The sequence below is a fragment of the Citrobacter sp. R56 genome (genome assembly GCF_016811995.1).
Lineage (GTDB): Bacteria > Pseudomonadota > Gammaproteobacteria > Enterobacterales > Enterobacteriaceae > Citrobacter_D > Citrobacter_D enshiensis.
Genome location: NZ_CP069159.1, coordinates 1,946,824 through 1,962,249, shown reverse-complemented (window position 1 = coordinate 1,962,249; position 15,426 = coordinate 1,946,824). Strand labels below are relative to the sequence as shown.

Sequence of the window (15,426 nt, the reverse complement as noted above, 5' to 3'; positions counted from 1 at the left end):
GTCATTCTAACGTCGCTGCAACCTCATCGGAGATTTCACCGTTGTGGTAAACTTCCTGCACGTCATCACAATCTTCCAGCAGGTCGATCAGACGCATCAGTTTAGGTGCTGTTTCCGCATCCATATCCGCTTTGGTAGACGGGATCATTGAGACTTCAGCGCTGTCGGCTTTCAGACCGGCGGCTTCCAGTGCGTCACGCACTTTGCCCATCTCTTCCCACGCGGTATAGACATCAATCGCGCCGTCGTCAAAGGTCACAACGTCTTCAGCACCGGCTTCCAGCGCCGCTTCCATGATGGTGTCTTCGTCGCCCTTTTCAAAGGAGATAACGCCTTTTTTGCTGAACAGATACGCCACGGAACCGTCGGTACCGAGGTTGCCGCCAGTTTTGCTGAATGCGTGACGCACTTCCGCTACCGTACGGTTACGGTTGTCAGACAGACATTCGATCATCACCGCGGTGCCGCCTGGACCATAACCTTCATAGATGATGGTTTCCATATTCGCATCATCATCACCGCCCACGCCACGCGCGATTGCACGGTTCAGCGTGTCACGCGTCATGTTGTTAGACAGTGCTTTATCTATAGCTGCACGCAGACGCGGGTTAGCGTCCGGATCACCGCCACCCAGCTTGGCCGCCGTCACCAGTTCACGAATGATCTTGGTGAAAATCTTGCCGCGCTTAGAATCTTGCGCTGCTTTACGATGTCTGGTGTTGGCCCATTTACTATGACCTGCCATAAATAATATCTCCAAAAGCGCGCCTTCTCAGGCGACGTTAATAACAAATTCTTCAATCGCCTGCCGGTTACTCCACGACTTGGTTAACTGTGCAGCTTCAGCCGCATTAACCCAACGATAGGTCAGGTGTTCGGTGAACACGATCTCTCGTTCAGAGGGAAGCGCCAGGCAAAACCAGGATTCGGTATTACGCACGATTCCCGGCGCATAGCGATGACGTAAATGAGTAAAAATCTCAAACTCCACCGTGCGCTGGCAGTCAATTAAGGTCAGTTGCTCTGTCGCAACATCAATGGTGACCTCTTCCTTTACTTCGCGCATGGCGGCTTGCGACGCGGTTTCACCCTCTTCCAGACTGCCGGTGACCGACTGCCAGAACTCGGGATCGTCGCGTCGCTGTAACATCAGCACCCGCTTCGTATCTTGGGCAAAAATAACAACCAGAACCGAAACGGGACGCTTATACACTTTATCCTTCACGCTGCCTCTTTGTTGGCTGCCATCGTTCATCCCATTCACATAGTTCTCTATGCTCATGGGTATTCACTCAGTTGCCGCCGCGATGCAACGCGAATGATTTCGTGTACAGCAGCCATATCAGTTATTCTCGGCCTTCTTCACAACCTGAATGCTCAGTTCTGCCAGCGCAGCTTCATTAGCAAAGCTTGGCGCTTCAGTCATCAGGCAGGCAGCAGCCGTGGTTTTCGGGAAGGCAATAACGTCACGAATGTTATCAGTACCCGTCAGCAGCATGGTCAGACGATCCAGACCAAACGCCAGGCCTGCGTGCGGCGGCGTGCCATATTTCAGCGCATCCAGCAGGAAGCCGAACTTCTCACGCTGCTCTTGTTCGTTGATGCCCAGAATACCAAACACGGTTTGCTGCATTTCGCCGTTGTGGATACGAACGGAACCGCCGCCCACTTCGTAGCCGTTGATCACCATATCGTACGCGTTGGCAACAGCATTTTCAGGCGCAGCCTGAAGCTCAGCAGCCGTCATGTCTTTCGGTGCAGTAAACGGATGGTGCATCGCCGTCAGGCCACCTTCACCGTCGTCTTCAAACATCGGGAAGTCGATAACCCACAACGGCGCCCATTTGGTTTCGTCGGTCAGGCTCAGATCTTTACCCAGTTTAAGGCGCAGTGCGCCCATAGAGTCGGCAACCACTTTCTTGCTGTCAGCGCCGAAGAAAATCATATCGCCGTCTTGCGCAGCGGTACGATCCAGAATAGCTTCCACGATTTCAGCGTTCAGGAACTTGGCAACAGGGCTGGTGATCCCTTCCAGACCTTTCGCACGCTCGGTGACTTTAATGTAAGCCAAACCTTTCGCACCGTAGATCTTGATAAAGTTACCGTAGTCGTCGATTTGCTTACGGCTTAAGCTGGCACCACCCGGCACACGCAGAGCAGCAACGCGGCCTTTCGGATCGTTCGCCGGACCGGAGAATACGGCGAAATCGACGGATTTCAGCAGATCGGCAACGTCCACCAGTTCCATCGGGTTACGCAGATCCGGCTTATCGGAACCGTAACGACGCTCAGCTTCGGCGAAAGTCATGATCGGGAAATCACCCAGATCCACCCCTTTCACTTCCTGCCACAGATTACGCACCAGCGCTTCCATCACTTCACGCACCTGCGGTGCCGTCATGAAGGAGGTCTCCACGTCGACCTGGGTAAATTCAGGCTGGCGGTCGGCACGTAAGTCTTCGTCGCGGAAGCATTTTACGATCTGATAATAGCGATCAAAGCCAGACATCATCAGCAGCTGTTTGAACAGCTGTGGAGACTGCGGCAGCGCGTAAAATTTACCTTTGTGAACGCGCGAAGGCACCAGATAGTCACGCGCGCCTTCTGGCGTGGCTTTGGTCAGCATCGGGGTTTCGATGTCGAGGAAACCGTGGTCATCCATAAAGCGACGCACCAGGCTGGTAATTTTGGCGCGTGTTTTCAGACGCTGCGCCATTTCCGGACGACGCAGGTCCAGGTAGCGATACTTCAGACGCGCTTCTTCGGTATTAACGTGGTTAGAGTCCAGCGGCAGTGATTCTGAACGGTTGATGATGGTCAGATCGGACGCCAGTACTTCAATTTCGCCCGTCGCCATATCGGCGTTAACGTTTTTCGCGTCACGCGCGCGTACGGTACCCGTAACCTGGATGCAGAACTCATTACGCAGTTCGGAGGCCAGCTTTAATGCGTCCGCACGGTCCGGGTCGAAAAATACCTGCACGATACCTTCGCGGTCGCGCATATCGATAAAGATCAGGCTACCAAGATCACGACGACGGTTGACCCAACCACACAGAGTCACCTGCTGCCCCTCGTGGGACAGACGTAGCTGCCCGCAATATTCTGTACGCATGAGATATCCCTTAACTTTGCCGCAGGCGGAATGTCGCCTGCCTCGCAGGTGACCAAGTCGCAGCGTTAGCTGAATGTCACAACTGAATGAAAAAAGGCGGCTATTATACTGGAAATTCTGCCGCACGATAAGAGTCTATCCCATCAAGGTTCGATTACTTACCACTTTGAACCAGAACAGACTCCGAACCAGACACTGACTGTACGCATGTTTACGCCGCAGGTATTGCGTATACGCAAAAAAAAGACAAAATTTGTTGCCCCTCGCCTCCAGGACCGCGACTAAGATAGAGCGAAATAGCGTTGAAAATACGGGAGTCTTTATGCTGGAACTGAACGCCTCAACCACCGCGCTGGTGGTCATTGATTTGCAGGAGGGCATTTTACCCTTCGCCACAGGCCCATATACCGCATCAGACGTCGTGGATCGCGCTGCACGTCTGGCGGAAAAATTCCGTGTTCACGGCTCACCGGTGGTGATGGTGCGTGTCGGCTGGTCGCCGGATTACGCAGAAGCACTAAAACAGCCTGTCGATGCCCCATCCCCTGCGAAAGCGTTGCCGGAAAACTGGTGGCACTACCCGGTAGCTTTGGGCAAAGCCGACAGCGATCTTGAGGTCACTAAACGCCAGTGGGGGGCGTTCTACGGCACTGACCTGGAACTGCAACTGCGCCGTCGCGGCATTGACACGCTCGTCCTGTGCGGGATCTCCACCAACATCGGCGTGGAATCCACGGCCCGCAACGCCTGGGAACTGGGCTTTCGGCTGATCATTGCCGAAGATGCCTGTAGCGCGGCAAGTACCGAGCAACACCAGAGCAGCGTCACGCACATTTTCCCGCGCATCGCCCGGGTGCGTCGCGTGGAAGAAATCCTGAAAGCGCTATGATTTACATCGGCTTACCGCAATGGTCGCACCCAAAGTGGGTGCGTCTGGGGATAACCAGCCTTGAAGAATATGCCCGCCACTTCAATTGTGTGGAGGGCAATACCACCTTGTACGCGCTTCCTAAAGCCGAGGTCGTTGAACGCTGGCACGCGCAGACTACTGACGATTTTCGGTTCTGTTTTAAGTTTCCGGCGACCATCACGCATCAAGCCGCGCTGAAAAACTGTGACGATTTAGTGCTGGAGTTTTTGACCCGCATGTCGCCGCTTGAGGGGCGCATTGGTCAATACTGGCTCCAGCTTCCCGCCACATTTTCACCTCGCGAACTTCCGGCTTTGTGGCATTTTCTGGATGCCCTGCCCGGGCGCTTCACGTACGGTGTTGAAGTCCGTCATCCGGGATTCTTTGCAAAAGGCGAAGAGGAACAACAGCTCAATCGTGGTTTACACGAGAGAGGCGTCAACCGGGTCATTCTCGATAGCCGTCCGGTCCATGCCGCTCGCCCTCACAATGAGGCGATACGCGAGGCGCAGCGCAAGAAACCCAGAGTCCCTGTACATGCGGTTGTCACTGCCGGTCATCCGATGGTGCGATTTATTGGCAGCGATGACATGGTACAAAATCGTGATTTTTTCACCGCCTGGTTAAACAAATTACCGCTCTGGGAACAGTCCACGACGCCCTACCTTTTTTTACACACGCCCGATATCGCGCAGGCTCCGGAGTTAGTAGACGCCATCTGGCAGGATTTACATGCCGTTATTCCTGGTATTGGCGCCGCACCGTCTATTCCACAGCAATCTTCTCTTTTCTGAAAATGCCACCTATCATAGACAGTGCCATCAGCCATTTTAAAGGGAGTTTGTATGGTAAGCGCGCTATATGCCGTATTGGGTGCGTTATTGTTGATGAAGTTCTCCTTTGACGTTGTTCGTCTACGGATGCAGTACCGCGTTGCCTATGGTGACGGCGGTTTTAGCGAGCTACAAAGCGCGATTCGTATTCATGGCAATGCGGTGGAATATATTCCTGTTGCGCTGGTGCTGCTGCTGTTTATGGAGATGAACGGTGCGGAAACATGGATGGTGCACATCTGCGGCCTGATTCTCATTGCCGGTCGGCTCATGCATTATTACGGGTTCTATCACCGGCTATTTCGCTGGCGGCGTTCCGGTATGAGCGCAACCTGGTGTGCCCTGTTGCTGATGGTGCTGGCAAATCTCTGGTATATGCCCTGGGAGTTGGTTTTCTCCCTGCATTAGCGCACAATACGCCCCTTTATTTTTCCCGGACTTTTACGTTATGTCTCACCGCGACACGCTTTTTTCTGCGCCTATCGCCAGCCTGGGTGACTGGACCTTTGATGAACGGGTAGCTGAAGTCTTCCCGGATATGATCCAGCGTTCCGTTCCTGGCTACTCCAATATTATCTCGATGATTGGTATGCTGGCTGAACGTTTTGTTAAACCCAACACACAGGTCTACGATCTGGGTTGTTCTCTGGGCGCGGCGACGCTCTCGGTGCGTCGCAACATCCACCATGACAATTGCAAGATAATCGCCGTCGACAACTCTCCGGCGATGGTTGAACGCTGCCGCCGCCACATTGATGCCTACAAAGCCCCGACACCCGTTGAGGTTGTGGAAGGCGATATTCGTCATATCACTATCGAAAACGCCTCAATGGTGGTGCTGAATTTTACCCTGCAATTCCTTGAGCCGCCCGAGCGCCAGGCATTGCTGGATAAGATTTATCAGGGGTTGAATCCGGGCGGCGCGCTGGTGCTGTCAGAGAAGTTCAGTTTTGAAGATGCGCAGGTCGGCGAATTGCTGTTCAACATGCATCATGACTTCAAACGTGCCAACGGCTACAGTGAGCTGGAAATCAGCCAGAAACGTAGCATGCTGGAAAACGTCATGCTGACCGATTCCGTCGAAACCCATAAAGCACGTCTGCGTCAGGCCGGATTTGAACACAGCGAACTGTGGTTCCAGTGCTTCAACTTTGGTTCTCTGGTGGCGCTAAAAGCTGAGGTTTCTGCATGATCGAGTTCGGAAACTTTTATCAGCTGATTGCCAAAAATCACCTTTCCCACTGGCTTGAAACCCTGCCCGCGCAAATTGCGGCCTGGCAGCGCGATCAGCATGGTCTGTTTAAACAGTGGTCGAACGCGGTTGAATTTCTGCCAGAGTTAACGCCGCACCGTCTGGATTTGCTGCACAGTGTTACCGCCGAAAGCGAAACACCGCTGAGCGAAGGCCAGCTTAAACGTATCGATACCCTGATGCGCAACCTGATGCCGTGGCGTAAAGGCCCGTACTCGTTGTACGGCGTCAATATTGATACCGAATGGCGTTCTGACTGGAAGTGGGATCGCGTATTGCCGCATCTGTCCGATCTTACCGGTCGCACAATTCTGGATGTGGGCTGCGGCAGCGGCTATCACATGTGGCGCATGATTGGCGCTGGCGCACATCTCGCCGTCGGGATCGACCCAACGCAGCTGTTCCTGTGCCAGTTTGAAGCGGTGCGGAAATTGTTAGGTAACGATCAGCGTGCGCATCTGCTGCCGCAGGGGATCGAACAACTGCCAGCTCTGAATGCGTTTGATACCGTATTTTCAATGGGCGTGCTTTATCATCGCCGCTCGCCGCTGGAGCATCTGTGGCAGTTAAAAGATCAGCTGGTCAAAGACGGTGAACTGGTGCTTGAGACGCTGGTCGTCGAGGGCGATGAAAATACCGTTCTGGTGCCCGGCGATCGCTACGCGCAAATGCGTAACGTCTACTTTATTCCTTCCGCGCTGGCGTTAAAAAACTGGCTGGAGAAATGCGGTTTTGTCGATGTGCGTATCGCGGACGTTTGTGTTACATCAACCGAAGAGCAGCGCCGTACCGAATGGATGGTGACCGAGTCGCTGGCCGATTTCCTTGACCCGAACGACAGTAGCAAAACGGTTGAGGGTTACCCTGCCCCTCTGCGTGCGGTGTTGATTGCGCGTAAACCGTAACGCTGGATTTCTCCAAAATAGTTCAGGCGACCAACGCAGTTACAGCCCGAAATAGGCAGGAAAAAGATAAAAAAAGGCCCCTGTTGAAATTGCAGGGGCCTGGTACGAGCAAGCATCATATTGGGCGACATGATGCAACGGTAAAAATCAGTTGGCCTGATGACGAACAATGATTCCTTTCATCTCTGCAACCGCCGCCCCGTCAACCACACTGCGGGAATATTCATCCGCTTGCGTATCCGCTGACATCGACAGTCCCTGATTGCGATAACGCATTGGCGAGGCAACCTGGGTTCCGGCAGAACTGTGTACTTCCCTGACACCTGCATTCAGGAAATCCTGCAAATTTTTTGCACGAACCCCTGCTCCGGCCATAATTATTGGAGCACCGGCTTGTGCAATTAGTTCCATAATTATTGGTAAACCTTGCAGTGCGTCAGATTTTTGCCCGGATGTCAGCACTCTCGCAACACCCAAATCTGCCAGATTCTTAAGCGCATTTAATGGATTAGCGCACATATCGAAGGCACGATGAAACGTCACGGCCAACGACCCTGCAGCGGCCATTATTTTTTCCATTCGCGGCATATCCACGTTACCGTCCACGTCCAGAATGCCCACCACCAGTCCGGGAAAACCCAATTCTCTGACCGTGCGCACATCGTCCAGCATGGCGGCAAACTCACCGTCGGTATAGCAAAAATCACCGCCACGCGGGCGAATAATCGGATGCACGGGAATCGTTACGTGTTGACGAACCGAACGCAGCACACCCAGAGAAGGCGTCAATCCGCCCTCTTTCGGTGCTGAACACAACTCGATCCGATCGGCACCGTTTTGCTGCGCGGTTAACGCGCACTCCATGCTGTAACAACAAATCTCGAGCAATGCCATACTCACTCCTTTTTCTGAATCGTATATCATGCCATGTCGGTTTGCGCTAAACGTCGCAGACGCTCACAAACTCATTGCCCTGACTGTTCGCTTGCCACAATAGCTTCAATCGACCACGGGTGAAACTTAATGGTGACCTTACCATCCGTCACCGCCAGCGTCGGGTTTGGCAGACGTTCGTGCTCGCCTTTGGGCGAACTGGTTTTCACAAAAATGCCCGGCTGGCTTAAACCATCGTCAGAGAGCAGCGCCAGCGCCCGGGCGTTCAATGTTTCCGGCTCGCCGGGCAACACAATTTCAATATGTTCCCAGCCTTCATGCGGATAGCGTTTTTCGCCCGGCCACGGTAATTCCACAACGCTGAATTGCCAGTGTCCGACACAAACAGGCGTCTTCAATTTGAACAGACAGATCGGTCTGCCGTTGATGATATTTTCCGACAGGAGCTCGCCGCACTGCTCAAACCCACGGCGCCACCGCTCTGCGGTCGCATTCTGATGGCAGCGAAGAGAGATATGGTCGGCCTCAAGGGGGGCCAGATCCAGACCGAGGCGAGTAGAAAGCGCCGTTAACGCCAGCGTAAAACGCGGTAAATCTGCGGAAATATCATGCAGTTCGTCAATAGATTGCCAGTTCGCCATTTTGGATACTCTTCTTCATCTTCAAAGCCGCTAATTTACTCTGTTGCGGGGCGGCAACCAACCGCTGATTGTGGTCAACGCGCCGTGAACAGTGATGCCTCATTATGTTGAGGCGATTTCAGAGCAGCGACGACATGCGCCAGGGCTGACGCAAACGGGCATTTGCAGTATACTCCCGCCCTAAATTCTTAAACTGGCGCGGGCACAGTCACCCCGCGTCTTAAACGTAAGGTATTCCGGTGAATATTCAGGCTCTTCTCTCAGAAAAAGTCCGTCAGGCCATGATTGCTGCAGGCGCGCCTGCAGATTGCGAACCTCAGGTTCGTCAGTCAGCAAAAGTACAGTTCGGCGACTATCAGGCCAACGGCATGATGGCAGTTGCTAAAAAACTGGGTATGGCGCCGCGACAACTTGCAGAGCAGGTGCTGACTCATCTGGATCTCAACGGCATCGCCAGCAAGGTTGAAATTGCCGGTCCGGGCTTTATCAATATTTTCCTCGATGCGGCGTTTCTCGCCCAAAACGTACAGCAGGCGCTGACCAGTGACCGTCTGGGCGTCGCTCTCCCAGAAAAGCAGACAGTTGTAGTGGATTACTCTGCGCCTAACGTCGCTAAAGAGATGCACGTCGGCCACCTGCGCTCGACCATTATCGGTGACGCAGCCGTGCGTACCCTGGAGTTTCTGGGCCACCATGTGATTCGCGCCAACCACGTCGGCGACTGGGGCACGCAGTTTGGTATGCTGATCGCCTGGCTGGAAAAACAGCAGCAGGAAAACGCCGGTGAAATGGCGCTGGCTGACCTGGAGGGATTCTATCGTGATGCGAAGAAGCACTATGATGAAGATGAAGTGTTTGCCGAGCGCGCACGTAACTACGTGGTGAAACTGCAAGGCGGCGACGCGTACTTCCGCGAAATGTGGCGCAAACTGGTCGACATCACCATGACGCAGAACCAGTTAACCTACGATCGCCTGAATGTGACGCTGACGCGTGACGACGTGATGGGCGAGAGCCTGTACAACCCGATGCTGCCGGGTATCGTCGCCGATCTGAAATCCAAAGGCCTGGCCGTTGAAAGCGAAGGCGCGACGGTGGTGTTCCTTGATGAGTACAAAAACAAGGAAGGCGACCCGATGGGCGTCATCATTCAGAAGAAAGATGGCGGCTACCTCTATACCACCACTGACATTGCCTGCGCTAAGTACCGCTATGAAACGCTGCATGCCGATCGCGTGCTGTACTACATCGATTCCCGCCAGCACCAGCACCTGATGCAGGCATGGACTATCGTGCGTAAAGCGGGCTATGTGCCGGACTCCGTACCGCTGGAACACCACATGTTCGGCATGATGCTGGGTAAAGACGGTAAACCGTTCAAAACCCGCGCGGGCGGCACGGTGAAACTGGCTGACCTGCTGGACGAAGCGCTTGAACGTGCACGCCGTCTGGTGGCAGAGAAGAATCCTGACATGCCTGCCGATGAGCTGGAAAAACTGGCAAATGCCGTCGGCATCGGCGCGGTGAAATATGCGGATCTCTCCAAAAACCGCACCACCGACTACATCTTCGACTGGGACAACATGCTGGCGTTTGAAGGCAACACAGCTCCTTACATGCAGTACGCATACACCCGTGTGCTGTCCGTATTCCGTAAAGCAGAAATCGATGAAGACGCGCTGGCGGCGGCACCGGTTATCATCAGCGAAGATCGCGAAGCGCAGTTAGCCGCTCGCCTGCTGCAGTTTGAAGAGACGCTGACAGTGGTCGCGCGTGAAGGTACGCCGCACGTCATGTGCGCCTATCTGTACGATCTCGCCGGTCTGTTCTCCGGTTTCTATGAGCACTGCCCGATCCTGAGCGCAGAAAGCGAAACCGTGCGTAACAGCCGTCTGAAACTGGCGCAGCTGACGGCGAAAACGCTGAAGCTGGGTCTGGATACGCTGGGTATCGAAACCGTAGAACGTATGTAAGCCAGTACGCTTAACATTCAGGCCTGAGTTCGCTTGCGGACTCGGGCCTTTTTTATGTCCGGCGTTCGCACTCTGTAACATGCCACAAGGAATGACACATTTCTCAGGAGGGATGGTACATTTTTTGTCTGTCATCGCATTGACCTCTGCGTATCATTAGGCGGCTAATTAATCAGGTATGGGTCAATGACGTTTAAAGATTTCGCAGCAGAAGAGAAACTCTTTCTGAGACGGGTAGTGGTGGCGTTCGGCCTGGTGGTTATCTGCTTTGGGATCCTTCTCTTCAATCTCTACAATTTACAAATTCGCCAGCATCAGTACTACGCGACCCGCTCGAATGAGAACGACATTAAAATGCTGCCGGTCGCACCTACCCGGGGCATGATCTATGACCGCAACGGCATCCCGCTGGTACGCAACGTGACCTGGTACGATATCGCGGTTACGCCCTACAAAATCAGCAATATGGATACACTAATCCAGCAATTAGCCCCCATCGTTGACCTGACACAGGATGATATTGATGCCTTTCGCCATGCGCTGAAATCAGGCAGTCGCTATCGCCCGGTGGTGCTTAAAAATGCCCTGACCGATGTCGAGATTGCGCGCTTCTCAGTGAACCAATTTCGTTTCAGCGGCGTCACCATTAATAGCTATGAGGATCGGGAATATCCCTACGGTGCGGAACTGGCGCACGTGCTTGGCTATGTCTCAAAAATTAACGATAGCGATCTAAAAACACTCAGCAAAGAAGGGATTGCGGAAAACTACGCCGCCGACCATAACATCGGCAAACAGGGTATTGAACGCTACTACGAAAACGAACTGCATGGCAAAACCGGCTATCAGGAAGTGGAGGTGGATAATCATGGACGGATTGTCCGTCTGCTGAAAGATGTTCCTCCCGTCGCCGGGAAAAACATTCACCTGACGCTGGACCTCCACCTGCAGGAATATATTGAGAGTCTGATTGCCGGACAACGCGCGGCGGTACTGGTTGAAGATCCGCATGACGGCGCGGTACTGGCGATGGTCTCGAATCCCAGCTATGACCCGAATCCCTTTGTGAAAGGCATCAGCTATCAGGCGTACGACAAGCTGCTGAAGGATAAAGATCTGCCGTTGATTAATCGCGTCACCCAAGGGCTGTATCCTCCGGCATCCACGGTAAAACCGTATATGGCGATGTCGGCGCTGTTAAACGGCGTGATTACACCGCAAACCAGCTTCTTTGGCGCGCCAACATGGACGCTCCCCGGCACCGAACGCCGCTACCGCGACTGGAAGAAAACCGGCCACGGCATGCTGAATGTCACCAAAGCGATTGAAGAGTCGGCTGACACCTTTTTCTATCAGGTCGCTTACATGATGGGCATCGACAGGATCGACCGCATGTTGTCGCAGTTTGGCTACGGTAAACCGACCGGTATCGACCTTAACGAAGAGTACAACGGCCTGCTGCCGAGCCGCGACTGGAAACAGCGGGTACATAAAAAGACCTGGTATCAGGGAGATACCATCTCGGTCGGCATCGGTCAGGGGTACTGGATCGCCACGCCGATTCAGATGGTGAAAGCAATGGTGGCCCTGCTCAACAATGGGAAAGTGATCGCCCCTCACCTGTTGCAGGAAGAAGATAACGGCAAAACACGGATTCCTTACCATGCTGCCACGCCACCGACACAAATCGCCAACGCCGCATCACCGTATTGGGGACTGGTGCGCCAGGCGATGTTCGGTATGGCCAATTCCCCTAACGGCACCGGCTATAAGTTCTTCCACACGGCACCTTACGGGATTGCCGCCAAGAGCGGTACGTCTCAGGTGTTCAGCCTGAAAGAGAACCAGACCTACAATGCGAAAATGATCCCGATTCACCTGCGTGACCACGTGTTCTACACCGCGTTTGCGCCCTATAGCAACCCAAAAGTCGCCATCGCATTGATTCTGGAAAATGGTGGCAGCGACGGTGTGACCGCCGCGCCGGTGATGCGTCAAATACTCGACCATCTGTTTGTGACGCAAAACGCTGTTGCCCAGCCCGTTCACGGCCAGGCGGAAGGTGCATCCCCGGTAGCGAAACCGACACCGGGGAGCGTTTGAGTGGATTAGAAGTACTTACGCAGATATTCGGTGAGGCACAGCATCGCCATCGCCTGGCCGTACGGCATCGACGTCAGCGGGATCTCGCGATAGAAATCAAGGTCATGGCCCATGCCGGTACCAAAGGACGTTTGCAGCAGCTCACCCTGCGGTGAAATGTGCGCTACGATGCCTTTAATGGCCTTCTCAGCAACCACCGCATACTCCTGACCAACATAGCGTTTACGTACCGCTTTCAGAATACCGTAGGCAAATCCCGCCGTGGCCGACGCTTCCAGGTATGATTGCGGATCGTCCAGCAAGGTATGCCACAACCCGCTCTCATCCTGACAATTCGCCAGTGCAGCTATTTGCGCATTCAGCACCTGCACAAGATAACGGCGGACGGCGTTGTTTTCAGGCAGATCCAGTAGTTCCAGAAAATCCGGGATCACGATGGTCAGCCAGCTGTTGCCACGCGCCCAGCGGGCATTGGCAAAGTTATGGTGCCCATCATAGTTCCAGCCGTGGAACCACAGCCCCGTCTCTTTATCCATCAGATTCTGCACATGCAGCAGGAACTGATAGGTCGCTTCTTCTACATACTCCGGACGATTGAGGAGTTTGCCAATTTTCGCCAGCGGCAACACCGTCATCATCAGCGTGTCGTCCCACATCTGCTGATGGTTTTCTTCCGCCAGTGTGATGTGTTGCATACCGCCGTGGTCGGTGCGTGGCATCTCATTCATCGCCCACTCTGCCCAGCTATCAAGCCACGGCAGATACGCCGGGTTGCGGGTTTCTTCGTAGCGGTAGGCCAGCGTTAAAAACGGTGCCATCGTATTGACGTTTTTGGTGGTTGCGCCCTCGGCGAAACGGTCGGCAAACCAGCTGTCGATGGTGTCGCGCGTCGCCTCATCGCCGGTCTGCTGGTAGTACTGGTACATCCCGTACAAGCCGACGCCGTGGGTCCACTCCCATCCGGCCCAACCTTTGGTGTCAATTACCCGGCCATCATCCAGTCGTAGCAAAAATTGACCTGTCTCATCCTTGATCTCCACCAGGTTTTTAGTCACCGTCTGAATCAAGTCTTTCAGCGCTTCCCGTGAGATAAAACGCTCCGGTTGACGTAATAATGGGCTGTGTTTGACGGGCCAAACTTTCATATCTTAACCTCTATTGTATGTCGAATTCATTGCCGCGCCTTGCTTAAGAGACGGCGCAGCCGGTTTATTACGGTTCAGGTAACCAATATTGTTGTTACCCCACAGTGATTCGTACGGTATGCCTGCAAGCATCTCGACGGTGGCGCGTGCCTGCGGCGTAATCTCTTCTGGCAGTGCCCGGCCCGAGTTACGCATTTTGGAGGTCTCTTCACGCAGAACACTGTGCGTTTGTAAATTCAGCTTGAAGCGCAGGGAAACCAGGAAGCCCAGCGCCAGTACGATTAGCGTGCCGCAGCTCAGAATCAACAAAATGGTGTGGCTGACGGCTTCAGGCTGCGTACTCTGCCCTGACACAAAGCCCGACATTTGCATCACAATCCCCACCAGCATCACCGCTCCCGCCTGAGACGCTTTACGGGTCAGCGTCATAATGCCTGCGAAGATCCCTTCACGACGCTGTCCGGTAATGACTTCGTCGACATCGGCAATGTAGGTATAGGTGTTCCAGGGCACATAGTTGATCCCGCCACGACCCAGACCCGCAATCGCAGAAACCAGCAGTAACAGGGTGTACACATCGCTCATACCGGCATAATAGAGAACGGCATACGACAGCGAACTCAGGCCAAACAGGACAACCACCATACGGTATGACGGTGCAGGTCCGAAACGGATGCACAGCGGGATCATCCCGATAACCGCAATGAACTGGAATATCGCCATCGTACCCAGCAGATTCGACGCCATTGAGGCTTCCTGCATGAGAACGAAGACCACGTAGTAGGTAAAGACCGCGTTGAAGACGTCCTGGGCGATGTATCCGCCAAGGTACATCCCCAAATGCTGACGGAAAATTTTGATACGCAGCGTCGAACTCAGTTCGACGAACAGACGACTCATGCTCTGGCGGAAGTTCAGATTTTTCTTCTCTTCCTCGGCACGCAGAGCCGCTTCCGTCCACTCTTCACGTGGACGCTCCCAGGTAAAGAACCACACGAACGTCAGCATCAGCGCGCACAGTACCGAGAACACCATGCTGGCATAGAAAAAGGAGACCGGGTTGTCTTTACCAAAGGTCGTCAGCAGAATGCCCGGCAGGAAGGAGGCCAGAATGGCGGACATTTGCGCCATTGCAATACGCGCCCCGGAGAATTTGGTCTTCTGCTTGAAGTCATCGGTCATTTCCGGCACCAGCGTCTCGTAAGGCACCAGGATCATGGTGTAAACGACATCGAAGATCAGATAGGTGAGCAGGTAGTACCAGAAACTCATGTCGCCAACCCACATCAGTGAGTAGCTGAATACGCAAGGGATCCCGAGCAGAATAAAGAACTTACGACGGCCAAAACGTTTACCGAGCCACGTAGAGCCGAAGTTATCGGTTAAAAAGCCCATCAGCGGGCTCACAACGGCATCAAGTACCCTTGCAGCGGCAAAAATGAACGTCGCCTCGATCGGCGTTAACCCGCAAAACGTCGTATAGAAGTAAAGAAGCCAGGCAGCTGTTAGCGCGGTCGTTCCGGCACCTAAAAAGTCACCAGCCCCATAAGCAAAATAATTCACCAATCCAATTTTACGTGTATTCATTGCCGTTAACCCTGCAAAGATGAAGAGATCGCCAACGCTGGACCTCACCAGCCCCACCAGACGAACGG

The 15,426-nt window shown here is 53.8% G+C and carries 14 protein-coding genes; 7 read left to right on the top strand and 7 right to left on the bottom strand.

Annotated elements, in window-relative coordinates; translation table 11 throughout:
- Position 1: 1 nt before the first annotated feature.
- From JM656_RS09375 to aspS, 3 genes are all read right to left on the bottom strand, one after another.
- A complete protein-coding gene (locus tag JM656_RS09375; RefSeq protein ID WP_192612498.1) occupies positions 2–745 on the bottom strand; it encodes a YebC/PmpR family DNA-binding transcriptional regulator in 744 nt (247 codons plus the stop codon).
- Between the two features lie 27 nt (positions 746–772).
- A complete protein-coding gene (nudB, locus tag JM656_RS09370) occupies positions 773–1,225 on the bottom strand; it encodes a dihydroneopterin triphosphate diphosphatase (RefSeq protein ID WP_192614362.1) in 453 nt (150 codons plus the stop codon).
- Positions 1,226–1,342: 117 nt separating this feature from the next.
- Complete coding sequence (aspS, locus tag JM656_RS09365) at positions 1,343–3,115, bottom strand: aspartate--tRNA ligase (protein ID WP_203360919.1); 1,773 nt, start codon at positions 3,113–3,115, stop codon at positions 1,343–1,345.
- Between the two features lie 322 nt (positions 3,116–3,437).
- Here aspS and JM656_RS09360 point away from each other — a divergent pair, with 322 nt between their 5' ends.
- Genes JM656_RS09360 through cmoB form a run of 5 tightly spaced genes read left to right on the top strand, consistent with a single transcriptional unit; the run spans position 3,438 to position 7,015 of the window.
- Positions 3,438–4,004 (top strand): hydrolase, encoded by a 567-nt coding sequence (locus tag JM656_RS09360; protein ID WP_203360918.1) that lies wholly within the window; start codon positions 3,438–3,440, stop codon positions 4,002–4,004.
- Positions 4,001–4,819: a DUF72 domain-containing protein gene (locus JM656_RS09355; protein ID WP_203360917.1), complete on the top strand. Its 819-nt coding sequence runs from the start codon at positions 4,001–4,003 to the stop codon at positions 4,817–4,819. Before JM656_RS09360 ends, JM656_RS09355 begins: the two co-directional genes overlap by 4 nt.
- A 51-nt stretch (positions 4,820–4,870) precedes the next feature.
- Positions 4,871–5,266: an MAPEG family protein gene (locus tag JM656_RS09350; RefSeq protein ID WP_192612502.1), complete on the top strand. Its 396-nt coding sequence runs from the start codon at positions 4,871–4,873 to the stop codon at positions 5,264–5,266.
- Positions 5,267–5,306: 40 nt separating this feature from the next.
- Positions 5,307–6,050 carry a carboxy-S-adenosyl-L-methionine synthase CmoA gene (gene cmoA / locus JM656_RS09345; protein WP_203360916.1) on the top strand — a complete coding sequence of 248 codons (744 nt, stop codon included), beginning with the start codon at positions 5,307–5,309 and terminating at the stop codon, positions 6,048–6,050.
- Positions 6,047–7,015, top strand: a complete 969-nt coding sequence (gene cmoB, locus JM656_RS09340; RefSeq protein ID WP_203360915.1) for a tRNA 5-methoxyuridine(34)/uridine 5-oxyacetic acid(34) synthase CmoB — start codon at positions 6,047–6,049, stop codon at positions 7,013–7,015. The genes cmoA and cmoB overlap by 4 nt, the downstream gene beginning before the upstream one ends.
- Positions 7,016–7,162: 147 nt before the next feature.
- On the opposite strand, the gene cutC is transcribed toward cmoB, so the two are convergent.
- Together cutC and JM656_RS09330 are read right to left on the bottom strand one after the other, a co-directional pair.
- Entirely contained in the window at positions 7,163–7,909 is a 747-nt protein-coding gene (cutC, locus tag JM656_RS09335) for a copper homeostasis protein CutC (RefSeq protein WP_203360914.1), read from the bottom strand.
- A 71-nt stretch (positions 7,910–7,980) separates the two neighbouring features.
- Positions 7,981–8,550, bottom strand: a complete 570-nt coding sequence (locus JM656_RS09330) for a VOC family protein (RefSeq protein ID WP_203360913.1) — start codon at positions 8,548–8,550, stop codon at positions 7,981–7,983.
- A 239-nt stretch (positions 8,551–8,789) separates the two neighbouring features.
- Here JM656_RS09330 and argS point away from each other — a divergent pair, with 239 nt between their 5' ends.
- Together argS and mrdA are read left to right on the top strand one after the other, a co-directional pair.
- Positions 8,790–10,523, top strand: a complete 1,734-nt coding sequence (gene argS, locus JM656_RS09325; protein ID WP_203360912.1) for an arginine--tRNA ligase — start codon at positions 8,790–8,792, stop codon at positions 10,521–10,523.
- A 186-nt stretch (positions 10,524–10,709) separates the two neighbouring features.
- The gene (mrdA, locus tag JM656_RS09320) at positions 10,710–12,626 is read left to right on the top strand and encodes a penicillin-binding protein 2 (protein WP_203360911.1); all 1,917 of its coding nucleotides are present in this window, start codon (positions 10,710–10,712) and stop codon (positions 12,624–12,626) included.
- Positions 12,627–12,631: 5 nt separating this feature from the next.
- Here mrdA and JM656_RS09315 read toward each other — a convergent pair whose 3' ends face one another.
- Positions 12,632–13,771, bottom strand: coding sequence for a glycoside hydrolase family 105 protein (locus tag JM656_RS09315; protein ID WP_203360910.1), 1,140 nt, complete (start codon positions 13,769–13,771; stop codon positions 12,632–12,634).
- 3 nt (positions 13,772–13,774) lie between these two features.
- On the bottom strand, positions 13,775–15,358 hold the full coding sequence (locus tag JM656_RS09310) for an MFS transporter (protein WP_203361261.1): 1,584 nt from the start codon (positions 15,356–15,358) through the stop codon (positions 13,775–13,777).
- Positions 15,359–15,426 lie beyond the last annotated feature (68 nt).